General features: G+C 50.9%; 14 protein-coding genes. 1 reads left to right on the top strand and 13 read right to left on the bottom strand.

Translation table 11 applies throughout. From position 1 onward, the window contains the following. The first annotated feature begins 254 nt into the window (after positions 1–254). Complete coding sequence (locus tag IPM52_00495; protein ID MBK9290105.1) at positions 255–1,559, top strand: T9SS type A sorting domain-containing protein; 1,305 nt, start codon at positions 255–257, stop codon at positions 1,557–1,559. A 150-nt stretch (positions 1,560–1,709) separates the two neighbouring features. On the opposite strand, the gene IPM52_00500 is transcribed toward IPM52_00495, so the two are convergent. The 13 genes from IPM52_00500 to IPM52_00560 all read right to left on the bottom strand — a co-directional run bounded on the left by IPM52_00500 (position 1,710) and on the right by IPM52_00560 (position 23,599). After that, positions 1,710–3,161: a glucan endo-1,6-beta-glucosidase gene (locus tag IPM52_00500; GenBank protein MBK9290106.1), complete on the bottom strand. Its 1,452-nt coding sequence runs from the start codon at positions 3,159–3,161 to the stop codon at positions 1,710–1,712. 82 nt (positions 3,162–3,243) lie between these two features. After that, positions 3,244–4,704: a RagB/SusD family nutrient uptake outer membrane protein gene (locus IPM52_00505; GenBank protein ID MBK9290107.1), complete on the bottom strand. Its 1,461-nt coding sequence runs from the start codon at positions 4,702–4,704 to the stop codon at positions 3,244–3,246. 12 nt (positions 4,705–4,716) lie between these two features. After that, a complete protein-coding gene (locus tag IPM52_00510; GenBank protein MBK9290108.1) occupies positions 4,717–7,641 on the bottom strand; it encodes a TonB-dependent receptor in 2,925 nt (974 codons plus the stop codon). A 95-nt stretch (positions 7,642–7,736) separates the two neighbouring features. Then, positions 7,737–9,512 (bottom strand): PKD domain-containing protein, encoded by a 1,776-nt coding sequence (locus IPM52_00515; GenBank protein ID MBK9290109.1) that lies wholly within the window; start codon positions 9,510–9,512, stop codon positions 7,737–7,739. 57 nt (positions 9,513–9,569) lie between these two features. After that, complete coding sequence (locus tag IPM52_00520) at positions 9,570–11,756, bottom strand: glycoside hydrolase family 3 C-terminal domain-containing protein (protein MBK9290110.1); 2,187 nt, start codon at positions 11,754–11,756, stop codon at positions 9,570–9,572. A gap of 184 nt (positions 11,757–11,940) precedes the next feature. Continuing rightward, entirely contained in the window at positions 11,941–13,446 is a 1,506-nt protein-coding gene (locus IPM52_00525) for a family 16 glycosylhydrolase (GenBank protein ID MBK9290111.1), read from the bottom strand. Then, positions 13,443–14,300 carry a glycoside hydrolase family 16 protein gene (locus IPM52_00530; GenBank protein MBK9290112.1) on the bottom strand — a complete coding sequence of 286 codons (858 nt, stop codon included), beginning with the start codon at positions 14,298–14,300 and terminating at the stop codon, positions 13,443–13,445. The genes IPM52_00525 and IPM52_00530 overlap by 4 nt, the downstream gene beginning before the upstream one ends. Before the next feature lie 89 nt (positions 14,301–14,389). Next, entirely contained in the window at positions 14,390–15,868 is a 1,479-nt protein-coding gene (locus IPM52_00535; GenBank protein ID MBK9290113.1) for a RagB/SusD family nutrient uptake outer membrane protein, read from the bottom strand. Positions 15,869–15,881: 13 nt separating this feature from the next. After that, entirely contained in the window at positions 15,882–18,980 is a 3,099-nt protein-coding gene (locus tag IPM52_00540) for a TonB-dependent receptor (protein MBK9290114.1), read from the bottom strand. Positions 18,981–19,301: 321 nt separating this feature from the next. After that, positions 19,302–20,846: a hypothetical protein gene (locus tag IPM52_00545; protein MBK9290115.1), complete on the bottom strand. Its 1,545-nt coding sequence runs from the start codon at positions 20,844–20,846 to the stop codon at positions 19,302–19,304. Beyond that, a complete protein-coding gene (locus IPM52_00550; protein ID MBK9290116.1) occupies positions 20,843–21,358 on the bottom strand; it encodes a GTP-binding protein in 516 nt (171 codons plus the stop codon). Before IPM52_00550 ends, IPM52_00545 begins: the two co-directional genes overlap by 4 nt. Further along, on the bottom strand, positions 21,355–23,079 hold the full coding sequence (locus IPM52_00555) for a hypothetical protein (GenBank protein ID MBK9290117.1): 1,725 nt from the start codon (positions 23,077–23,079) through the stop codon (positions 21,355–21,357). Before IPM52_00555 ends, IPM52_00550 begins: the two co-directional genes overlap by 4 nt. Continuing rightward, positions 23,072–23,599, bottom strand: a complete 528-nt coding sequence (locus IPM52_00560) for a hypothetical protein (GenBank protein MBK9290118.1) — start codon at positions 23,597–23,599, stop codon at positions 23,072–23,074. The genes IPM52_00555 and IPM52_00560 overlap by 8 nt, the downstream gene beginning before the upstream one ends. Between the last annotated feature and the right edge of the window lie 6 nt (positions 23,600–23,605).

Consider the following 23,605-nt stretch of genomic DNA (forward strand, 5'->3'; position numbering starts at 1 on the left):
TTTCGCACGATGGTATGGTAAATTTGTGTTTCGAGGGGATAATTGTTCGATTGTATTGTTCTTTTAATTCATAATCAGCAGTTTAAGTAAACATAGTTTTTATCGGATACCAGAACATTGTTTAAAAATTGGTTTGGAGTTATCGGATTGATGTTTGCATTTTTAGATGTTTTGGCATCGGGTTGTTTGGGTAGATGAGTTTTGCCTTGAAAAGTCATAAAGACCACAGCAAATATCAACAAAACCGCAAACCAATGAAAACAAGATCTGTTCTTCTACTTTGCATGTCGATGGTTATTTCCATTCCGACGGTTACATCGCAGGATATTCCTCCCTCATTATCAGGTCATTCGGCGTATTATTCAGCTTCGGAGTCAAAAACATATTTATTTGGGGGTTATTTGAATGGTATGCTGGAATATAGTAATGAGATATGGGTTTGTAATCAATATGGTCAGTTTAGCCGAATTGAGCCAAACCCAGGATGCCCATTAAAGCCTCCAGCCAGGGCAAACCACACATCATGGCTGCATAATGGATTTCTTTATATTTCAGGAGGAGTTAATGCTACAAGTAACTGTATATCAGATACATGGAGGTTCAATCTCAGTACAAGGTGCTGGGAGCTGGTTTCAAACACTGGTCCTTGTTTGTCACGTCAGGCAACAGTGTTACCAGCCGGCAGCTCCTCAGTTTACCTGATCGGAGGGCGTACGGGAGCAAATCAATCCTCAGCTGGCTTCTATTCCTTGAATTTGAATAATCCCGCCTCTGGTTTTAGTTCGCTTCCGGCTTTGCCGGAACCGTTAATGGGAAGCGGTGGTTTTCAGAAAAATGGCAATGCCCATATTTTTGGAGGAATGTGGCATGATTGGGATCCGAATACACCTGGAAATCAGCCCAGCTACTCGCAGAACATCTGGAAGTACAGCGTACAATCAGGATGGGAAATGGTGCCCGCTACCGGAACTATTGATGAGCTTTACGGAATGGCAGGCACTCAGGACCCCGCTGGCACTTATTATTACGTGTTTGGCGGGTATAGCTATAATTACAGCAATAATACCCAGCTGTTTTCGAACAAGATATTCCGGTTAAACACCAACAGCTTCAACTGGATGCAGCTTCCCGTCACAATGCCCGAGGGTATGGCAGATTTCACAGCAACTTATATTCCAAGCAGCACCAAAAATGCCAACGACACTATTCTGCTCATTGGCGGAATATTACAGTCCGGGGCAAATATTCCACTCTACTTTAAGTTCTCGGTGGCCTCGAACACGCTGAGCAGTTTCATCCCAACCGGACTGGACCAGACTGCAACGAAACCATTATTTGAAGTTCACCCCAATCCGGTTCATGATTTGTTGCATTTATCATTGCCCGAAAACGAACTGCCTGATCGATTGACAATTTTCGATGCACAAGGCAGATGCCTGAAGGAAATTGCGAATGAAGTACCTGATGCGGTTGCTGTCGGTTTTCTTAAAGCTGGTGTTTACAAACTTTGTCTGAGCACTGCGAAGCATGTTTACACAACTACATTCGTAAAGTACTGATATTGATTTGCCATACTATAGGCTTGCAGAAGTCCCGGTTAGACTGACCAAATTTGTAGCAACGATGGGCTTTATAGAAGAAAACTGTTGATGTGCAATATCAACGTAAATAACTACTGAAATTTGTATTCAATCGTAAGCCAGTCTTCTTTAGTTCCAGACAAGCGTTGCCACTGACTTTGATGGGATTGAGCAGCTGAAGAACTTATTGCCCTGCCGCACGGTGAAGGTCTTGAAATTATTGTCGTAGTTGCTGATCACCAGGGCTTTTGATCCGTCGGTATTTACGAATGCCACTGCTTCGATATTGGTGAGCGATTGTGCCCAGAGGGCGGACACCCTTACCGCACCCGGGCGGACAAATTTCGAGAAGTGTCCGATGGCGTAGTATTCTTCGTTGAAGGTAATTTGTCGGGTGGATTGGTTGATGGTGACCACGCCGCGGCAGTTCGGACAGCCGTTATTTCGCGGGCCGTGGTATTCGTCCAATGCCAGGTTCCACATCAATGCCGATCGCGACCAGTTGAGGGCAGTGCCTATGAAAATGTTGCGCATATACCACATCAGGTTGTCCGAGAAATCAGGGGCCCATGCACCACCTGATATTTCTGTGAAGTGTAACTCCCTGTCGGGGTGGGCATTATGCACCGCCGACATGGCCGAGACCTGACCACCATAACCATGGAAAGCGCTTCCGGCAGTGAAGGCCTTGGCCTGGGGGTCGTTGAGAATTTGAATGGAGTAAGTCGTATTATCCCAGTTGTGGTCGTAATTGATGATTTTGGTACTCAACCCGGCCTGTGCAAATTTTGGTCCGAGGTGGTCGCGGATAAAGACGAGCTGTTCGCCCGATTGCATTTCCATGCAGGGATAGGCTGCAGTGAAATAAAGTGGCTCGTTTTGTGGAGTTACATGGCTGATGCTGATGCCTTTAGCCTGCATTGCCTGCACGTAACGCACAAAATAATCCGCATACACCGAATAGCAATCGGAGCGAAGTTTGCCGCCTTTGAGGCTGCCATTGGTTTTCATCCAGGCCGGGGCACTCCATGGCGAACCCATGATGAACAGGTCGGGCGCGATGGTTTTCACCTTTTGCATCACGGGGATCACATCCAAAGTGTCTTTGCTCAGGCTGAAGTTTTGCAACTGGAAGTCGGTATGTCCGGCAGGCAGGTCGTTGTAGGTATAGTCGGAGAGCGAGAAGTCGCTGGCGCCCATGGTCAGGCGTACAAAGCTGATGCCGATGCCTTTTTCCGGGTCAAAGAGTTTTTCCAGCAGGCTCTGGCTTTCAGTGGCATTGAGCACCCTGTTGATCAGGTAGGCCGACGAGCCAGTCATTGCAGCCCCGTAACCATCAATGGTTTGCATTTGAATGCTTGTGTCCACTGTGATCAGCGGCCACATGCCATCGTGCTGGCCGATGATGGGCAATCCGGCTTCCTTGCTGAGGAGTTTAAGCTGATCTCCACGGGTGAGCCATACCTGAGCGGTGGGGCCATCCGGACCCGGGGGTTCGGGATCGTCGGGTGGATTTGTTTTATTGCAGGCCGGGGGTAAAAATGAAGCCAGCAAAAGCATGATAATCAAGCTAACAGACATCAGGCGCGATTTTTCAGTCATTTTCATAAAATAATGAACAAAAATGGCCTCCGGCAGTCGGGACCACCGGAGGCAGGTGTGTTTAATATCCCGGGTTCTGGGTAAGCTTGGTGTTGTTGTCAATTTCGCGTTGCGGGATGGGCCAGAGCAGTTTGTTGGGGGTCACATTGTAGTTGAGCGGCGTGTTGTTCGGGCCTTTCACATTGTTCATCACTTCGATGGCCCTTCCGGTGCGTTTAAGGTCGTACCAGCGGTGTCCTTCGAAAGCAAGTTCTAGCCGGCGTTCCTTTTCGATGGCCAGTCTCATTTCGGCCTGGTTGCTGGCTGTGGTCGGAGGCAGGTTTACTCTGGCCCTGATCTGGTTTACGAGTGCGGCTGCGCCCTGCACATCACCCTGGGCGTTGAGCGCTTCGGCCTTGAGCAGCAAAATGTCGGCCAGACGCAGGAGGATGAAATTCTGCGGGCTGGGCATGGTAAAGTTTCTCCATTTGTTCACAAAGGGGAAGTTGGTCTGTGGCCAGTAAGGGTCGCTCCAGCGGCCGCTGACATCGAGAAAGATGATGCTGGCATTTTTGCGGATCATGTCGTTTTCGGCATCGAAGGCGGCAACCAGGTCGTTCGATGGGGTATTGAATTTTTTCCAGTCGAGGCCACGGAACATCGTTGTGCCCCAGTTGCCACTCGAAGGGGTGCCTTCGTAATTGATTTCGAAGATCGATTCGGCCGAGTTCTCGTGCTGGTTGTTCCAGAGCATTTCATAATCCGGCAACAGGCTGTAGCCTCCGGCAATCACGGCATCGCAGTATTGCAGCACCTTGTCCCATTGCGGGGGTTGGATGGTGGCATACACTTTGGCGAGCATGGCATTGGCTGCGCCACGTGTGGCATATCCCTTGTGCGGGGCGGTGATGCGGGCATGGTTGCGTGCCAGCTCGAAGTCTCTGATAATCTGTGCAAAGACAGAGTCTTTAGGTGCGCGGGCCGGAAACATGATGGGATAGATCTCGGGCAGCAGGTCAACACTTACGGTGGTCACTTCTTTGAGCTGCAAAGGCACATCGCCCCACAGCTGCACGGCCTGGAAGTACATAAATGCCCTGATCCAGGCTGCTTCGGCCTTGATCTCGATCTTCCGGGCATCCGACAGTCCTGGTACCTTGTCCACATTGTTGTACACCGAATTGGCCTTGCCTATGGTGCCGTACAAATAGGCCCAGTCGCGGCTGACATTGGTGTTGGTGGCATCAATGCTGAATTCGTCGATCTGAAAGTTCATAGGGTTGTCGGCGCCCGCATAGGCATCGTCGCTCTGGGCATCGCCATTCACATAATAGTCGAGCGAGAAATACTCGTTCCGGAAATCATCATACACCCCTGCCAGTGCGGCTTCCACTTCGGCAGGTGTTTTGTAAAGAATGGAATCAGCCGAAGTGTTCGAAACTGCTATGCTCTGCGACACCGGTTGCAGGTCGAGAAAATCGTTGCAGGCGCTCAGGGCGTAGATTATACCTGTGGTCAATATGATGTTGAGGATTCTTTTCATGGCTGCAAGTGTTTAAAGTTCAAGGTTAAGGCCGATCACAATTGAGCGCGATTGCGGATAGGTGCCGTAATCGATTCCCATCTCCACAGCGCTGTTGCCATAGGCATTCACTTCGGGGTCAAAACCGCTGTATTTGGTCAGCGTAATCAGATTGCGCCCGGTGGCGAACAATTGCAGGCTTCTGATGCCTTTGAACTTGTCGGCGGCAGTCAGCAGGTTGTACGACAGGGTGAGCGATTTCAGCCTGACAAAAGAGCCGTCTTCCACAAATCGTGTCGAGTTGCGCACATTGTTGATGTTTCCTGCCCGTGGGATGTCGGTGACATCACCGGGTTTGCGCCATCTTCGCAGCACGGCAGTGCTCTGATTTTTGCTGTCGAACATGCCTTCGAGGTCGATGCGGGTTGCGTTGTAGATGTCGTTGCCATAGCTGCCCTGAATGAAGATGTTCAGGTCGAAACGTTTGTAGCTCAGGTTGTTGGTAAATCCGAAAACAAAATCCGGATTTGCATTGCCGATGACGGTACGGTCGCCGGTATCGAATATGCCATTGTTGTTCAGGTCTTTATATTTCAGGTTGCCTGTGGCCGGATCCACCCCGTCAGCCACATAACCAAAGAACGACCCGAGGGGCAGGCCGACTTTTACAATGGCCACATCCTGGTTGTTGGAGTAGATGCGCCCGAAATAGTAGATGTCGGTGTATTCAAGTTTTTTTACCTCGTTTTTGTTGAAGGAGATATTGAAATCGGAAGTCCAGCGGATTTTTTTATCCAGGTTTACTGTGTTGAGGTTGAACTCGATACCGCGGTTTTCGATGCTGCCGGCATTGGTTTGAATTGTGGTGATGGGCAGCGAACTGCTCAGCTGCACATTGAGCAGCACATCGTCGGTGCGCTTGATGTAGGCATCTGCAGTAAAGTTGAGCCTGTAGTTGAACATGGCAAGGTCGATCCCGATATTCGACTGGGTGGTTGTTTCCCAGCGCAGGTCAGGGTTGCCATACGTAACCTGAACTGCAGATGGTCCGGACAATGGGTTGGTAGGCGTACGACGGTAGTAGTTGATCAAGCCGTAGCGGGCATAATTGGGGATGCCTTCCTGGTTGCCGTTCTTTCCCCATCCACCTCGAAGTTTCAGGTCGTCGATCAGGGTAACTCCCTGCATAAACTTTTCTGATGAGATGCGCCAACCGGCCGAAAACGAGGGCATAGTACCCCAGTGGTGGGCCAGTTTCGACGATCCGTCGCGCCTCAGGCTCATGGTCAGGTAGTATTTGCCCGACCAATCCCATGCAGCACGGCCGAAAAATGAAGCCAAAGCCCACTCCTGGATATTGGTGCTTGCCGTGATGTTGTTTGCGGCATTGAGGGTGCGGACATTGACATCTTCCGGAAAATCGGTGCCGTAGATGAACGAATTGTTGCCTTTGTATCTTTGTATGCTATTGCCTGCCAGTGCGTTAAGGTTGTGTTTTCCGAATGCCCGGGCGAAACCAATGGTATTCTCCCAGAGCAAGGTGCTGTGTGTGGTTTTGTCGGACTGACCGATGCCGTTGTTTTGTCTTCCAAAATTGGTGCGCACGGGGTCGAGGTAATAATCCCACTGGTGGGTGAGCAGGTCGGCCCCGAACTTAGTGGTCAGGGTCAGTTCCTTGAGTGGATTGGCAGTCAGGCTGAAATTTCCGAATATCTGATTATCTATTGTCTGCTGATCGGGGCCTTCCATGTAAGCAATCGGGTGTTCCCATGATGGCTGGAATGGATTGGGGTCGTACCACCCGCTGCCGTCGTTTTTGTAAATCGACAGGAATGGCGGGGTGTTGAGTGCGCTCATGATGACGCCTCCGCGTCCGGAGCTCAGGTTATCGGGGGTATCCTTGGTGTTGAGGTGCATCACATTGATGCTGGTGTTGGCTTTGAGCCAGGGTTTGAGCTCGTTGTCGAGGTTGGTGCGCACGGTAAAACGGTCGAAGCGTGCCGGTTTGACCATTCCCTGATCGGAGAGCCAGGTAGCCGAGACGAACTGGGATGATTTTTCGGTGCCTCCGGTGTACGACAGCTGATGTGTCTGGGTGGTTCCGGTGCCAAAGACTAAGCCCGGCCAGTCGGTAAATTTTGTTTGTGTCGGGTCGATGCTGCCCGGCATTATCTCGTTCATCAGTTCGCGGTAGGCTTTTGTGCCCAAGACATCAATGCCCTTGCGCAGATTGGACCAGCCGAGATAGGTGTTGTAGCGGATGGTGCTTTCGCCTGCCTGTCCGCGCTTTGTTGTAATAATCACCACGCCATTGGCAGCACGTGCCCCGTAAATGGCTGCTGACGAAGCATCTTTGAGCACGCTCATGCTCTGGATGTCGCCGGGGTTGATGTGTCGGATATCTGTGGTTGGCACCCCGTCAACCACATACAAAGGTTCGTTGCCTGCCAGTACCGATGTGGCTCCGCGCACCCTCACAGCCAAGCCGGAACCGGGCTTGCCCGAAGGTTGAAACACCTGCACACCTGCGGCTTTTCCCTGCAGGGCTTCAGCTGCCGAAACCAGCGGACGGTTTCGCATTTCCTTGTCATCCACCACTGCTACAGCTGTGGTGAGGTCTTTCTTTTTCTGGGTGCCGTAGCCAATCACAACCACTTCGCTAAGCTGGGCGATGTCTTCCAGGAGGGTCACATCAATACGGTTGCGTCCGTTCACAGCAATTACTTGTTCCACATATCCTATATAGCTGAACCTGAGGCGGGCTGTATTCGAAACAACAATCTCATATTGCCCGTCAACACCGGTAATGGTGCCCCGGGCCGTGCCATCGACCAGGATGGTGACACCGGGCAGCGGGTTGGCCTGCGCGTCTTTCACCGTTCCTCTTACCGTAATTTCTTGTGCATGGACCAGAAAGTTAAAGATCAGCAAAATACCGACAGCAAATATCTTACGCATATAAACTTGATGTTATTTGGTGGTTTTGGTGATTTGTGTGATAAAACAGGAGGGGACGATGCCCCTCCTGCCTGGTTTGTATGTGCAAGCGAATGTCAACGTTCGAGCACCATGGTCCACGCGGCTGTTCCGCTGTGGTCGCCTGTGATGTCAACCGATACGATGAGGTATTGTTTTGTGGCTCCGTTGGCAAAGCCAATTACCTCGTAGCGGTTAGTGGGATTTCCGCCATTTGGTGGGTTGGCGCCATTGGTATTTTCGCCTCCGTAGTAGCCTTTGTAGAATCCGATGAATGCGGCACGGTTGGGGCCATTGGTGAGGGTGATGATCGCGCGGCTGTCGGCCGTTGCGGGGGTAAACGCAAAGGTGTGTGCATTTTCGCCAAGGGCACTACCGAAGGCTGCACCATTTCCGCTGGCAGCAATCTGGGCATCCGAGATGCAACCGTTGGGCGAACCGAAGTATCCGTCGTTGCGGGCCGATCCCTTGGTGTCGTATGTGAATTTACCATCGGCATGGAAGGTGAATTCGTCATCAGGCATGCACGACCAGTCGTCGCCCCCAGTGCCAGTTCCATCGAGGAACGACTTGGGCAGCGACCACCACGACGGGTCTCCGAGTCCTGGGCCAACATAAACCGAACGTTCAGCTACACGTACCCTCCAGGGTGCACCAACCAGCAACTCGGCAGTGAGGGGTGTTACCGACACCACTGCATCCAGCTCGGTCGAGCGTGTGCCCATGGCATTGGTGGCGGTCAGCTTGATGGTGTACAAGCCTTCGCTGGCATAAGTATGGGTTGGGTTTTCGGCGGTTGAAGTGTTACCGTCGCCAAAGTCCCACAGATAGCTGTTGGCATAGGTGGAGGTGTTGTTGAACACCAATGTCAGGCCGTCTTGTGTGAATGAGAACGAGGGGTTAGGCATGTTGCCGGGGATGGGCGGTTCTTCGTTGGGGTTGTCGTAGTGTACGAGCACAAAACGCCAGTACCCGCCTGGTTCGGCCGGATTCCAGCGGTAGATGCCTTCCACGATGAGGGTGTCCACCTGTCCGTCGTGCAACTTAACGATGTTGTAGGTAACTGTTTGCTGAGGGGTGTTCACCTCAACGTTGTTGCCCAATTTGTAGAAGCCGATGTAAGCTCCAAGGCCATTGACCTTAACTTTAGGCTGTTCGCCCTGGATGATCTCAAAGGTGTGGTTGCCGCTTCCCCATGCTGCCAGGCTCTGGCCGGTGGTGCTTACCATGTTGTTTTCCGATACACAGGTCCAGCCGGGTTCAAAGATGTTGCCTTCAGCCCAAACATCGCCTTTGGCATCGAAAATCATGCGGCCGTCGCGATGGAAAGTCCACTCGTCGTTGAGCATACAAGGCCTGTTGGCCAGTTCGTCGTTGTTGCGACCCATAGCCCACCATATCTCTGTTCTGCTTTCAGGTCCAACTTCCAGCGGATAGCGTCCTGTACTCACATCGCGGATCAGTTTCCACTTTTTACCATCAGTACCTTCGCCAGCAAGGCGGGTAAGGAGCACATTGGGGTCGCTGATGGTAACCACCTGCGAAAATACGTCGGTGTATGTGCCTTTGAGCGAGGTGGCTTTGAGGGTCACTGTGTATTGACCGGCATTTTCGTAGATGTGTTCAGGGTCGGTCTCTGTCGAAACCGGGCTGCCGTCGCCAAAGTTCCACTCAAGTGCCGAATAGTTCTGCGACTCGTTGGTAAACTTTACTTTCTTCCAGTTTTGCGCATCCACCTGGAAGGTGAAGCTCGGAATCAATTCTGGTTCCGGGTCTTCCTTCTTGCAGGAAGTGAACGGAATGAGCGTTGCCACAAATAGCAGCAACAAAGAGAATCTCAGGTTTTTTTTCATGGCTGAAATTTTTGGGTTAATAAATGAGTAATTGATTTGTGATTGGTTTTCATTGATTTAGTGTATAATTCGGTTAGAAAATTTTTTGTCCGCATTGAGTTCAAAATCAGAGCTCAACGGGCCACACATCAGGCTGAAAGTGCCTTTTTCCAGGGTCCAGAGGTTGTCGGGCCCCACAAAGGCCAGATTTTTAACAGGGATTTCAAATTGTACCTCTTTCGATTCGCCCGGCGACAAACTGATCTTTTCGAAAGCCCGGAGCCGTTTTACTGAGGGTGTCAGGCTGGCATAGTGGTCCGATACAAAAACCTGTACTACTTCTTTTCCCGGTATGGCCGAATTGTTGGTCACCCGAACAGTGGCCCTGATCAGGTCGTCAGGGGCATATGAATTCTTATCCAGCCGCAGATCGCTGTAGGTAAAATTGCTGTAGCTCAGTCCGTAACCAAAATGGTATTGTGGGTTGTACTGGGTTCCGGTGGGTGAACCTGCGATCTCGAGTTGTTCGGCGTGCTTGATGTAGTAGGGTTCGAGGCTGTTGGGGAAGCGCGGGTAGGTATAGGGCAGTTTTCCGGAAGGGTTCACTTCGCCAAACAGGATCTGCGCGATGGCCTGGCCTCCGAAATTGCCGGGGAGGTAGGCATTAAGCACAGTCTTGGCCAGTGGTTCAATTTTTGAGATTACCCTCGGGCGGCCCTGCACCATCACAAGGATGACCGGTTTGCGGCTTGCGGCTGCCAGGCGCGCAAGTTCCTGCTGGTTATCGGATAGATACAAATCCTCAAGGTCGCCAGGCTTTTCGGTGTAGGAGTTTTCACCCAGGCAAAGCACAATGGCATCGGCCTGGGCAGCTTTTCTGCGGAACACATTCAGGTCGTCCACGATTTCCTCATCGTATTTGCCATCCATTTTGTATCGCACGCCTTCGTACAGTTCTACATTGTTCGGACTGGTGGCAAGCTCGCGCAAGGCTTCAAAGATTGTTTTATAACCAGAAGCAAATTCATCGGCCAGCTCGCCCTGCCAGCTGTAGCTCCAGCCGCCGTTGAGCGGCCGCATGCTGTTGGCTGCCGGACCTGCCACCAATATCCTGAAGTTCTTCGGCAAAGGCAGGATTTGTTCGTTTTTAAGCAAGGTTATCGATTCCTGTGCTGTTCGCAGGGCCAGGTTTTCGAATGCCAAACTGCCAAAGTCGGGATACTCATCAAGTATGGTATAAGGTTTGTCAAAAAGGCCAAGCAGGTATTTTACCCTCAGGATACGCGTCACTGCATCGTCGATGCGACTCATGGGAACCTCGCCTTCATTGACCAATTCAATAAGGTGGTCGGCGAAGCGGAAATTGTAAGGCACCATCGACATGTCGATGCCGGCATTGATGGCCAGTTTCACAGCTTCTTTGTGGCTTGCTGCCACTTTGTGGCGGGTATGCAGGTATTCGATATCGCTCCAGTCTGTAAGCACAAACCCTTCGAAGCCAAGCTCTTCCTTAAGTATGTCCGTGAGCAGGTATTTGTTGACATGTACGGGCACACCGTTTATTTCGCCCGAGTTGACCATCACAGTAAGTGCACCCGCATCTACTCCGGCTTTGAAGGCAGGCAGGTGATATTCGCGCAGTTTGTTTTCGGGTATCCAGGCGGGCGTGCGGTCTTTGCCGCTCAGGGTATGCGAATAACCCATGTAATGTTTCAGACAGGCTGCCATCCTGTTGGGGCTGGCAATATGGTTGTCTTCGCCCTGCAATCCGCGGATGAGGCTGGTTCCCATCACCGAGGCGAGGTAAGGATCTTCGCCAAAGGTTTCCCATTGGCGTGGCCAGCGGGGATCCACACCCAGATCGAGCACCGGGCTGAAAGTCCAGCCAATGGCTGAGGCCCGGCTCTCATAAGCAGTTACTTCGGCTCCCTGATGGACAATTTCCGGATTCCACGTGGCGGCCATACCTATCTGCTGCGGAAAAAGTGTTGCACCATCCACATAGGATGCGCCATGAATCATATCCACCCCATAGATGATCGGAATGCCAAAACGGTTGTTTTTCATGGCAAAATCCTGCAGGTCTTTTACCATGTTGTTCCACCAGGCCGGTGTGCGTGCCCTGTTGTTGGATGTGTTGAGCACCGAACCGACAAAATACTGCCTGAAGGCAAGATTCATTTGTTGCGAATCCAATACCGGTGGCTCCTGGCTACCCCCTTTTGGGTCGCTTTTGAGCAACACATCAAGCGTGATTTGAGTCATCTGACCAACTTTTTCTTCCAATGTCATTGAGCTGACCAGTTTTTTGACCTTGTCTTCAATTTCTGGGATTGTGTGCTTCGATGGATGCTGTTGTTCTGGAGCACTGCAGGCAACTACCAGAAAAGCTGCAACGTTCCAAAATAAAGTTTTAATTCTCAAATTCATATCTTTTTGTTTACTGGTGTTATTTCTCAATTTGTACCTGAAATACCCTTACATAATCCACAATCATGGTTTGAGGGAAAACGGTTGTGGCATCCGGATTGCCAGGCCAGTTGCCCCCAACAGCTACATTGAAAATGAAAAAGTGAGGCAGGCGGAAGGATTCGAAACGGATGTCGGTGTCTTTGATTTCGTGATATAACTGATAATCCACATACCATCGGATGGCGTTTTCCTGCCATACGATGCTGAATACGTGAAACTTATCGTTGAAGTTTTCGTTTGTTGAAAGCAAATAGCTCTTTGTGCGCGATTTATGTCCGGCGTCGAAGTAGTGTATGGAACCATGAACACGTTTGGGCTCGTGCCCAAGGTATTCCATGATGTCGATCTCGCCACAGCGCGGCCATCCCACCGTGTTGATGTTTGCCCCCAACATCCAGAGCGCCGGCCAGATGCCTTGTCCGATAGGCATTTTTGCCCTGATGTCGATGCGTCCGTAGCGGAATTCGCGTTTTCCCTGAGTGATCAGGCGGGCGGAGTAATAGGTGCTGTACAACTTGGTGGCGGTGATGTGAAGTTTGCCATCCTGCACATTGGAGTTTTGTGAGGAATTGGTATAGATCTGCAGTTCGTTGTTCCCCCATCCGCCACCGCCGGTATTGTAGCTCCAGTTGTCCTGATTGATAGCGGAGCCATCGAATTCGTCGCTCCAGCTCAGGTACATCTGAGGATACGACATAGGTGTGACCGGGCCGTCGGGGGCCATATCGGGTGTGTAAGTGTCGTCGTTCAGAATGACAACTTTTGTTGAAGTGTTTGGGACCGTGGCATTTAAAACGTCTGTAAGCTCGACTGTAAACTGATCGTCCATTTCGAAGACATCATCCTTCACCAGCTGAACTTCCAGTATCTTCTCAATTTCGCCCGGCGAAAAAGTTACCTGCTGATTGTAAACCGGAATAAAATCTTCGCTGGCTCTGGCCGTCCATTGTACTGTGCTCCATTTGAACGATACAGGTTCCTGAGCCGGACCGGAAAGACGTATGGGAATCCGTGCGGTTACGCTTACAGCCGTTCCTTCTTCAAAGAACAGTCGCTCAGGCACTTGCATCAAAGGAATAAAGATATCATCGTTTTTAATGGTAATGCGTGTACGGTCGTTTCCGAGCCTGGCATTTCGCAGCCCGGCAGCAGCCAGAAAGAAGTATTCGTCTGCCTCGTACTCCTGATCATCAATGATATTCACTGTGATTACCTTGGAGGTTTCCCCAGGTTTGAATACCACTGTGGTCGTGCCTATCGAGTCGTAATCGGCGCCTGCCACAGCGGTTCCGTCGATGGTGTTGTATCTGAGTGTGATTTCTTTTTTGCTTTTGCTGTCGAGGGTGATGGTTACCTCAGCTTTGCCTGCGTCTTCGCTCACCTCCACAACATCCGGGAAGTTTAATACAGGCAGCTCCCCTTCGTCTTTGCTGCAAGCAAAAAGAGATAATATGAGAAAAAGTTTTAATACGTTGTTTTTCATTGGTTTTTAGGTATCATCCGGTAATAGCGCACCCAGTCGATTTCCATGACAGCCGGGAAAATATTGGGGTCAACACCTTGCTGTCCGCCCCAGTTGCCACCAATAGCGATGTTGAATATCAGGTGGAAACGCTTGTCGAACGGCCAGGTTTGGTATCCTGTGCCTTCGTTTACGTGTGTAAAAATGTGCCGGCCGTTGATGTAGCCCCGGATGGCATAAGGTGTCCAGTCGATGCGGTAGGTATTGAATGTGGTTCGGGCGTTTTCCACCCTCATGGTGGCAGTTTTGTTGTTGCCCAGCACCCAATAATAGGCCTCGGTATGGGTGCTGATGTGCACCACATCCGGATCGTGACCCACATGCTCCATAATGTCGATCTCGCCCGATTTGGGCCATCCGCCATATTCCCAGTCGGTGGGCAGCATCCAGATGGCCGGCCAGGTGCCTCGTCCTGAGGGAAGTTTGGCGCTGACTTCGATGCGTCCGTACAAAAAATCGCCTTTGCTGCGCGAAACCAGTCTGGCCGAGGTGTATTCTTTTCCTTCAAAACTTTCCTTGAGTGCCTTGATTTTCAGTGTTCCGTCGGACACTGTGGCGTTTTCGATGCGGTTGGTGTAAAACTGAAGCTCGTTATTGCCCCATCCGTGCCCACCCAGGTCGTAATCCCATTTCGATGGGTCAGGCAGGCCGGTATAGTCGAATTCGTCGCTCCATGCGGGCTCGGTCTCAAACTCCCAACCCAGGTCTTGCGGAGGTCCGGGTAGGATAATCTGGTATTTGGAGCTGTCGGCATTCTGACAGCTCGTAACGACAACCGATAGCAGGAGAAAGGCAAGTGTAAGTGGTAATCGCATTTTGTGTGTTTTTTAAAAAGAGCGGCCGCCGGGGTCATCAGCGGCGCGCTCTACTCACTAACCGCAAAAAATAAAGCTATGAAAAGGTATTAGTAGTTAGGGTCCTGAACAAGTTTGGTGTTGTTGATTTCGGTGAGCGGGATGGGGAGGAACTCGTGTTTTGGGGCCACAAAGCCCTTGAAAGCCAGTGCCTGGGCAGCCCGGCCGGTACGCACGAGGTCGAACCAGCGATGTCCTTCGGTTGCCAGCTCCATCCGCCTTTCTTCCATAATATTATCCATGGTTGCTGGCACGGGTGGCAGGCCTACCCTTGCGCGTACGCGGTCGAGATAGATCTGGGCTTTTGCTGTATTGCCACCACGCAGATAGGCTTCGGCGGCCATTAGTAAAACGTCGGCCAGCCTGATTTCGATGTAGTTATAAGGCCACATAAGCACCGGGTCGCCATTGCCTGTTGACCGGAAAGCTTTCATCGGGATGAATTTTTGGCAGAAATAGCCTGTATTCTGATAGCCTTTTTCGTAAGTGGCCACACCGGCTTTTTCGAGGCTGTCGATATTGGCGACCGTGGCTTTGTATCGGTTGGTGTTCTTGAGTTTGTCAACCAGTTCCGGCCGGATGGGATTGAATCCCCAGCCTGCGTCATACACTGGCCCGACATATCCGCGCGGACCGCACATCTGAGTAAAAATGTGTCCTTCGCCGGCGGGCGGCCAGGGACCCCAATAACCCACGGCAGCATTGCTGTGCGAGATCTCGAAGATCGATTCCTTATTGAATTTGTTGTCGGGACGGAAGATGTCGCCAAAGTTTGGCAGCAACTCATACTGTCCGGAGAGGTCAACCTGCTCAAAGAGGTTAGCTGCTTCGAGCATCCTGCTTTCGTTGTTCTGAAACAGGATCACTTTGCCCAGCAAGGCCATCCCGGCACCTTTGGTAACGCGGCCGCGTTCGGGATCGGGTACATTGAGCGGCAGATCCGGAATGGCGTCGTTAAGGTCGCGTTCGATCTGTGCCCACACTTGTTCACGGGGCGCCTGGGTAACGTTGTAAAATTCGGCAGGGGAAAGAGGCTCAAGGATGAGCGGGATGTTCCTGAAAAGGCGGATGAGGTCAAAATAATAATAGGCACGCAAAAACTTGGCTTCGGCTTTGAAACGTTTTTTCAGGTTTTCGTTCATGGGCACGTTGTCAATCTTCGAGAGCAGGACGTTGGCCCGGGCTACTCCGGCATAGTTGCGTCCCCAAAAGTCGTCTTGCGGCCCCAGTGCAGGGTCGAGGGTGTAAGTGTTCCAGGCTTCCCAGGTTGCGCGGTCGGCAAAGTTGCCGCCGCCTGCCCAGCAATCGTCAGAGGCGGTATTCAGATATCCAACCTTTGAGGAATAATCCTTCACCACATCCCATCCGAGCGGGTCGTACACAGCCACCAGACCGGCAAAAGCCTCGTCGGCGTTGCGATAAAAATTGGCCTCGAGTGTGGTGCCCTTGGGTTTTACTTCCAGCCAGTCCTTGCTGCAACCGGCCAGCATCACCATCAAAATTGCTGAGAAATATATTATTCTTTTCATAGTCACCTGATATTTAAAGTGTTACATTAACTCCTGCCATAAACGACCTGGCCTGGGGGTAATAGCCTCTGTCGATACTGTAGCTCCATCCACCGATTTCGGGGTCGAATCCGGTGTATTTGGTAAAGGTGAGCAGGTTGTTCGAGCCTACATAAACCCTCATGCGCTGGATGCCGGCTTTGCGGCTGAGTTCGCGCGGGATGGTGTAGCCAATCTGCAAGGTTTTCAGACGGACGTACGATCCGTTGCTGAGGTGGAACGTGCTCGGGTTGGCGAAGTTTTTGTTCGGGTCGCCAAGCACCAGACGGGGATAGGTGTTCGAGGTGCCTACGCCTGTCCAGCGGTTCAGGGCATCCGAAGTCCAGTTGGCACCTGGTACGTCGAGGCGCCTTAAACCATTGAAAATCTGGTTGCCGGCTACACCCTGGCCGAACAACACAAAATCAAACTGTTTGTAGGAGGCATTGATTGTGAAACCAAACGACCAGGTGGGTGTGGGGTCGCCGATAACTTTTCGGTCGGCAGCATCAATTTTACCGTCCTTGTTCAGGTCGGCATATTTGAAGTCGCCCGGTCTGGCATTGGGCTGAATGAGCGTGCCGTCAGGATTCTTGTATTTCTGAATTTCACCCAGCGACTGGAAGACGCCAAGCACCTCGAATCCGTAGAATGCGCCCACGGGATAGCCTACCATGAGGCGGGAGATTTCGTAGGTGCTGTTGTGGAAGTTGGCGCCGGTGCGGAATTCCACCGTGCCCAGGTCAGTGATTTCGTTTTTCAGATAGGAGGTATTGCCCCGCAGCTCCAGGTTCAGGTCGGAGATCTTTTTGAAATAGCTGAGCTCCAGCTCAAAACCTTTGTTGGTCATCGAAGCAACGTTGCCTGTTGGCGAGCCGTTGGCACCCACATAAGCCGGCAGGATGATGGGCTGCAACATGCCCGTGGTGCGTTTGTCGTAAAGGTCGAACACCAATCGGAAGTCGTCCATGAGGGTGGCTTCAAATCCGATATTGGCCTGGCTGGTTTGTTCCCATTTCAGGTCGGGATTGGAGGGCGCATTGGGGCTATAGCCAATGATGAGGTTGTCGTAGCTGAAAACATAGTTGCGTCCGCTTCCAACCGTCGAAAGATATTGGAAATCACCAATCTGGTCGTTACCCGTAACACCATATGAACCCCTGATCTTGAGGTAGTTGACGATATTGTTTTTGGGCCAGAAAGGTTCGCTGGTCACGTTCCAGCCAAGCGATGCGGATGGGAAGTAGCCGAATTTATTGTTGGTGCCGAAGCGGGAAGAACCATCGCGGCGTATGATACCTGTGAAGAGGTATTTTCCGTCGTAATTATAAGTACCACGTGCAAAAAGCGATGCAATGCGATGGTCCGGGCTTTCCCAGCCGCCACCGATTTTGTTGGCATCGGCCACGCCATAGTTCATGGAAGCTTCATCAAACGTATTGACAGGCAGGTCTTTATAAGTAGCGTTTACTCCCGAGGAGTTGGAAACATAAGCTGACGTACCCACCAAGGCGCTGAAATCATGCAGGCCTATTTTGCGGGCATAGGTCAGTGTGTTTTCAAAATTCCAGGTGAAACCCATGTTGCGCGCCCTGTAGTAGGAGTTATTCGTGACTATGGTGGCGGCATTCAGATAATGCACGGGAGTAAATGCTTCATCGCCCCAGAAAGCCAGCTTGGTTCCAAGATCGGAACGGAACCTGAAGTATTTGGCAGGTTCAATCTCGGCATAAAGGTTGCCCACAAAATTGTCCGACCAGCCATAGTTGCCGAGTCGGGTAGCAATGTAAGCTATAGGGTTGGTGAGCTCCTGGCCCACATGTTGCGAAATGCCGTAAGGGAATCCGTTGGCATCGCGCACCACGGGCTGGTTGCTGTATGGTGGGGCGTTAATGATAGCCGGGTCGGTGATGATGACCGGTGTCACCGGATCCAGGTTGATGGCCGAACCCAGGGGACCGCCAAACTCGCTGTTGGTATTCAGCGAGCCTTTGCTCTTAATGTGTGAATAACCAAAGTTGTTGCCAAAGCGCAACCAGTTGTTTACTTTGTTGGTGGCGTTAAGCCTGAGGTTCAGTCGCTTGTAATGCGAGATGTCGGTGGCTACAATACCCTCCTGATCAAGGTAGCCAAACGAAAAGTAATATGTTGAGCGATCGTTGCCTCCGCTGATGCTCAGTTCATGGTTTTGAATGATGGCGTTGTTGTTGAAAATAACAGATTGCCAGTCGGTTCCTTCACCCAGGCTTTCCGGGTCGGGGAAAATTTCAGGCAGGCCGGCATTGCGCAGCGATTCGTTGCGCAGCTTGGCATAATCGGTGGCATTAAGCAGGTCAAGTTTCTTTGCCGGCGCCTGTGAGCCCACATAAGCGTGGTAGTCAATCTTCATGTCGCCGGGACTGCCTTTGCGTGTGGTAACGATAATAACTCCGTTGGCTGCCCTTGCTCCGTAGATGGCTGCGGAGGCGGCATCTTTCAACACCTCGATCGACTCGATATCGGCCGCATTCAGATAATCAATTCCGCCGACATCAACAGGTACCCCATCTACAATATATAATGGATCGCTGTTATTGATTGTGGTTGTCCCGCGCACCCTCACGGTAGCTCCCGAACCTGGCTGACCCGAAGCGGCTGCAATGGTCAGCCCCGAGGTGCGGCCCTGCAAGGCCTGCTCCAGCCTTGTAACGGGCATGTTCTGAATATCCTTGGCCCGTACACCCGAAATAGCACCAGTTACTACGCTCTTCTGCTGGACACCATAACCAATGACCACTAGCTCGTCGAGCATAAGCGATTCAGGCTCAAGCTGCCAGTTGAGTGTCAGGCTTTGGCCCTTGCTGATCGTTACCCGCTGCATGGCATTTTTGTAACCTACAAAACTCGCCACCACTGTAATTGTTCCCGGGGAAACTTCGATCTTATAGTTTCCGTTCATATCCGAAACAGTACCAAGCGTGGTACCCTGCACGTAGATGCTGGCCCCTGGCAGCTCCTCTCCGGTAGTTTTGTCGCGAACAACGCCCGTGAGGGTCTGTGCCCACAGGCTTGCCGAGAGCAAAACCATCATCGCACTGATTAAAGTTTGTTTCATGTTGGTTTTTGGTTTCGTTAGTGAATTTCTTTTGCTGCACCGAAAACGGTTGCAAATGGCAGAGCAATGTTACCAACAAAACAAAGGGGAGCGCAAGCAAATGCTTACATCACTGCTACACCCGGTGATGTGATTTACTACATCAAAATTTCTACATCAAAATGTTAACAAATTGATAATCAATTGTTAAACTTGTGTGATGAGGGTAAAATTGACGCAATGATGAACAAAACCACATTTGCGGAAAATTGCGGAAATTTATTTCCCGGCACTGTTGTTTACACAAACGTTTCCGGGTCGTTATTCGGGAGATGGTTGCCCTCAGCAGGGGATTCGGATGGCAAAAGTGCTGCCTTTGCCCACCTCCGAGTTTACTGCAATGGTATAATTATGGGCATCCAGGATTTTCTTGACAATACCGAGTCCCAGACCCGTTCCTCGTTCACCGTAGGTGCCCATGGTCGATTTCCGGGTAAAACTATCAAAGAGTCTTGAAGCAGTTTCCTTGTCCATGCCAACACCTGTGTCGGAAACCTCAATGAGGATATGATCTGCCTCGCGCCTGGCGTGAATGCTTATTTTTCCTCCGGGGGGTGTGAATTTTACACTGTTGCCTGCAAGGTTGTTGAGCGCCTGTCCCATGAGTGTTTCATCGGCGCTGATGTTTAAGCCGGGTTCAATGTGTGTCTCAAAGGTGATTTGTTTTTGTTCGAACTTGGTTTTTTGCATTTTTTCCACATAAACTGCTAAGTTTCTGACCGGAAAACTCTTTGCACGCACTTTGAAATTACCAAGCTCGAGGTTCGACCATTGATAAAGTTTATCGTTGTAGTCCAGCAGCCTGAACATTTCGTTTTTGATGTCCTGTATAAGCTCGAGCTGGTCGCTTTCGAGCTTTTGCAGAACCAGGGGGTCCGTGAGCAACAGGTCGATCAGGCCGATTACAGCACCAATGGGCGAACGCAGGTCGTGAGATATGATCGAAACAAACTGGTCCTTAAAACCAAGCAGCTCCTTAAGTCTCCTTTCGGTGCTGGCAAGCTGGTCGAGTGTCAGCTTTTGTTCCCTTGCCTTTTGCAAAAAACTGTCGCTCAGGTCAGTATGTCTATCTAATGGTTTGATGAGCAGGTAGTTGCGTTGGTCGTAGCGCAGTGCCAGGGCTTGCAGGTAAACCATTTCACCTTGTTGGTTCAGTTCCTGCCATATGTCGCTCACAAGCTTATTTTCTTCATCAGATTGCCAGATTGTGGCTGCCTCTATTTCAAATACTTCGAGATAAGGGAATATTTCTTTGAGGGGAAATACCGGACCTTTTGGTTTGAAATCGATCTGCAGTTGGTTGAACCACAATGGCGCCTTGCCTATTTGCCGGTAAGTATCTCCCTTACGTTCAAAACCCAGAAAATCGAGTAGGTAAAGCGCAGCCAGTGTGTCTTTGACTTCATGCTTTTTCGTGCCAGTGCGTTGTTCGAGGCGCTCCTGATTGAAAAGCTGCACGAAGGGATGAATGATTTCGACCTGCCTGGTCTGGTCGATGAAAAAAATCCAGATATCGTCTTGCTCGTCGGCGTAAACGTGTATATCGGCATAACGTTGTTGACCTACATTTAAATGTGGGATGATCATGGGGTTCACAAGCGGCGGCACAATGCCAAAAAGCATGGGCACACTTTCATCAAGCGCTACCCCAATCACTGGCTTTCGATCGAGGTATCTCTCCCAGGGCCCAAGGTGGGTTTTTACTACCCCATCGCTGTTGGTTCGGATGATAAACAGACCGATGTAGGGCGGTATTTTGTTTAGGATGTATTCGATGACTTCCCGGGTCAAACCGCCCAGTAAACCTTCATTTTTCGGACTTGTCATGGTTGAGGCTTGGATTGTGTGGCTACCATCCTTTCGGTGAGCAGGTAAAAAGCTTCATCCACATTGTGGTTGTTTTTGGCGCTTGTAGTGATCACGGTCCATCCCTTTGCACGCAATTCGTCAAGGCGCAGTTCGGGCACTTCCCACATTTCTTTAAGGTCGTTTTTGTTGACCAGAAGAATGAATGGTGCGCCGTTGGTGCTGCCGGATGCCATTTTATGGAGGTTCTCAGCCACATCAAGCGTTTCAGCCCGGGTGCCGTCGGCCACAAGAAAATAGCCCGAAGCGCCCATGAGATAGCTCGACTTGACTTTCATGAAGTCATCTTCTCCATACAGGTCCCACAGCATAAGTGTGATGTCCTGGCCATTCAAATGGACTGTTTTCTGATCGATCTTTACGCCTATGGTGGTCAGGTATTTTTCGCTGAAAATGCTGTGTACGAACCGCTGAACCAGGCTTGTCTTTCCGACAGCAAAAGCGCCCAGCATTACCACTTTTTTCTTGATCATATTATCTGATTACTGTCAAACACACTAAATGTTACCGTTCGCACCTGATTGCGTGTATTCGATTCTTCGATGAAAAGCACCCTGCCTTCGAGCAGCTCGTCCGGCAGACCTGCTTCCTTAAGTTTTTCTATAAAAGCCTGAACCCTTTCGGTGGCCTTTCGCACATTGGCTTCAATATTTCCACTTCGGTTGGTGTAAACCTGCACAAATATAGCCATTTTCCGGCCGTATAGGGCATTGTAGTCAATAAGCCTGACAGCAGCTTGTATTAACGAATCGAATTGCTGTTGCTGCAAACTGTCAAGGCGGGTGATGTTCACATCGAATGTAAACTGGTGTTTTTCAATTGCCGGAATAATCCAACCCAGGTCGGGTGGCGAGTCTAATACCAATCCGCTGGTGTCCAGAGCGTTTACTCCTGGTATGCTTTCCCATTTTCTCAGCTTTTCGTCCACCCATGCTTTATTGGCCCGTCCCGAAACGTAAAGCTTGCCGTCGGCATAACTCAGGGAAATATTTTTATCGGGTTGGAGTCGTTTTTCGGCACGAAGCAGCACCATGGCTGGTTCCACAGAGATGATTTCGTCGAGCTGGATACTGATTCTGGCAGTATCTGCATTCTTCCAGGCATCCAACTGCCGGAAATCGGGGGCTTCGAAGTCTTTGAATCCCCGAACCAGATAGCCTGAGCCATTTCTGGCCATATCCGAGATATGGTAACCGGGTTGTGCGTCGAGTGCATCAACAAAACGTTCAACGCTCTGCCTGAATGTTATGCGTTGATAAATAAACCAGCCCGCCAGCATTAAAAGCATTAATGCTAAGATGATTAACGGCCAAGGTTTGCTGCCTTGGCTTTGCTTGCGGTAGCTTACCAGGCAGCTTTGCAGAAATTTGCCCGAGTTCGCAAAGATGGATGTGTCACCATCGAACTTGTCCAAATCTACTGCATGGTTAAAGTGCACGGCTTCAATGGCTTCCATGAGCGAAACCCGGTAATCGGCCGGTGGAATGCCTTGTATCACAGCTGCCACGATGGCAAATGGACCTTGCTCAATGAGGATGGTCAAATTGCCCACCTGCACCTGATCCAGCGAAGCGCTTTCGATTTTCTGAAAGGAATCCGACACAAAATCGCGGATGGCAGTCAGCATGGCCGAAATCATATCTGCCTCCAGATCAACGGCTTCTTCGGCTTTTTCCTGATGCAGCAGCAGGCCGGTCTGACGGTGTATGAGCAAAACGTGGCTTACATGGAAGATATATGTTTTGGCCAGGAGGATTTCGGTGTACGACCGGCCGGAAAACAGCGCCTGCAGCCGCCAGGCGAGCCGTTTGGGCGAGAATCCCTGCTCAAGACCAGCATTGGCAGTTTGAATCAGTCTTTTAATATCCTCCGAAACGGCTTTTCTGATGGCCGGTCCCATGACAGGAAAAAGGATATCGGCAAGGCGTTTGGGATTTTTTCTGATGCCATCGTGAAGCGCTTCTTCGATAACAGGCAAAATAGTTTCTATACCTATCTGACCACGCTCCACCATCTTTCGGATTGCCGTGGGAAGAAGCGGACTGATCTCGCCGGCAAATTCGTGCGGATCGCGCAAAAGCGTTTGCAGACGTTTAAGTTCCTCGTTCGAGAGGCCGACCAGCAGGTTTCTCAGCTCGTTGAGCTGTGCCTGATTCAACAGCTGGTCGAAACTTTTATCCTGCTTCTCACTCATGATCAGGCTCAATTTTGTTCGGGAGATTGTCGGAACTGCCACTCAGTTGATAGGCCAATTCGTTGAGCAACAATGCCAGAGCTGATCTGTCCACTTTGGCGGTTTGCATCAGCCTGAGCTTTTCTGTCATCTGTTCCCTGAGTTGAATCAGTGCCGCATTGTGATGGTCGGTGGCGGCAGCCTGCGATGCCCGCAGGTTGTCGGCTGTGTCGCTCAACGACTTACGCAGCTGGGCCAGTTCATCTTCCAGATGCTGCCGGCCCGAAGCTATCCGGTCCGACAGGTTTTGTTCATGCTGTTGAATCAGGCGGCCAGTGTCGGCCAGCTGACTGCGCAGGTCATCCAGCTGCTGCTGAACAACTGTCAATGCGTCAGCAAGTCGCGTCAGCCGATGGCCCAGCTCATCAAGCTGCGATTGAAGCTGCTGTTCGGTGAGCCCGATCCGTTTCTCAATCTCCGACACATTGTGTCCGAAAAGTATCTGCCTGATTCTGGCTATATCGTCTCCCTGGTTTTCCATTTGATC

The organism is Bacteroidota bacterium (assembly GCA_016715945.1).
Classification (GTDB): Bacteria; Bacteroidota; Bacteroidia; order Bacteroidales; family F082; genus JALNZU01.

What these genes read in the sequence shown, in the direction of transcription:
- IPM52_00495 (MBK9290105.1), top strand. Translation starts at nt 255, where the DNA reads ATGAAAACAAGATCTGTTCTTCTACTTTGCATGTCGATGGTTATTTCC.
- IPM52_00525 (MBK9290111.1), bottom strand. Translation starts at nt 13,446, where the DNA reads ATGAAAAACAACGTATTAAAACTTTTTCTCATATTATCTCTTTTTGCT.
- IPM52_00520 (MBK9290110.1), bottom strand. Translation starts at nt 11,756, where the DNA reads ATGACTCAAATCACGCTTGATGTGTTGCTCAAAAGCGACCCAAAAGGG.
- IPM52_00540 (MBK9290114.1), bottom strand. Translation starts at nt 18,980, where the DNA reads ATGAAACAAACTTTAATCAGTGCGATGATGGTTTTGCTCTCGGCAAGC.
- IPM52_00545 (MBK9290115.1), bottom strand. Translation starts at nt 20,846, where the DNA reads ATGACAAGTCCGAAAAATGAAGGTTTACTGGGCGGTTTGACCCGGGAA.
- IPM52_00505 (MBK9290107.1), bottom strand. Translation starts at nt 4,704, where the DNA reads ATGAAAAGAATCCTCAACATCATATTGACCACAGGTATAATCTACGCC.
- IPM52_00550 (MBK9290116.1), bottom strand. Translation starts at nt 21,358, where the DNA reads ATGATCAAGAAAAAAGTGGTAATGCTGGGCGCTTTTGCTGTCGGAAAG.
- IPM52_00560 (MBK9290118.1), bottom strand. Translation starts at nt 23,599, where the DNA reads ATGGAAAACCAGGGAGACGATATAGCCAGAATCAGGCAGATACTTTTC.
- IPM52_00535 (MBK9290113.1), bottom strand. Translation starts at nt 15,868, where the DNA reads ATGAAAAGAATAATATATTTCTCAGCAATTTTGATGGTGATGCTGGCC.
- IPM52_00510 (MBK9290108.1), bottom strand. Translation starts at nt 7,641, where the DNA reads ATGCGTAAGATATTTGCTGTCGGTATTTTGCTGATCTTTAACTTTCTG.
- IPM52_00530 (MBK9290112.1), bottom strand. Translation starts at nt 14,300, where the DNA reads ATGCGATTACCACTTACACTTGCCTTTCTCCTGCTATCGGTTGTCGTT.
- IPM52_00515 (MBK9290109.1), bottom strand. Translation starts at nt 9,512, where the DNA reads ATGAAAAAAAACCTGAGATTCTCTTTGTTGCTGCTATTTGTGGCAACG.
- IPM52_00555 (MBK9290117.1), bottom strand. Translation starts at nt 23,079, where the DNA reads ATGAGTGAGAAGCAGGATAAAAGTTTCGACCAGCTGTTGAATCAGGCA.
- IPM52_00500 (MBK9290106.1), bottom strand. Translation starts at nt 3,161, where the DNA reads ATGTCTGTTAGCTTGATTATCATGCTTTTGCTGGCTTCATTTTTACCC.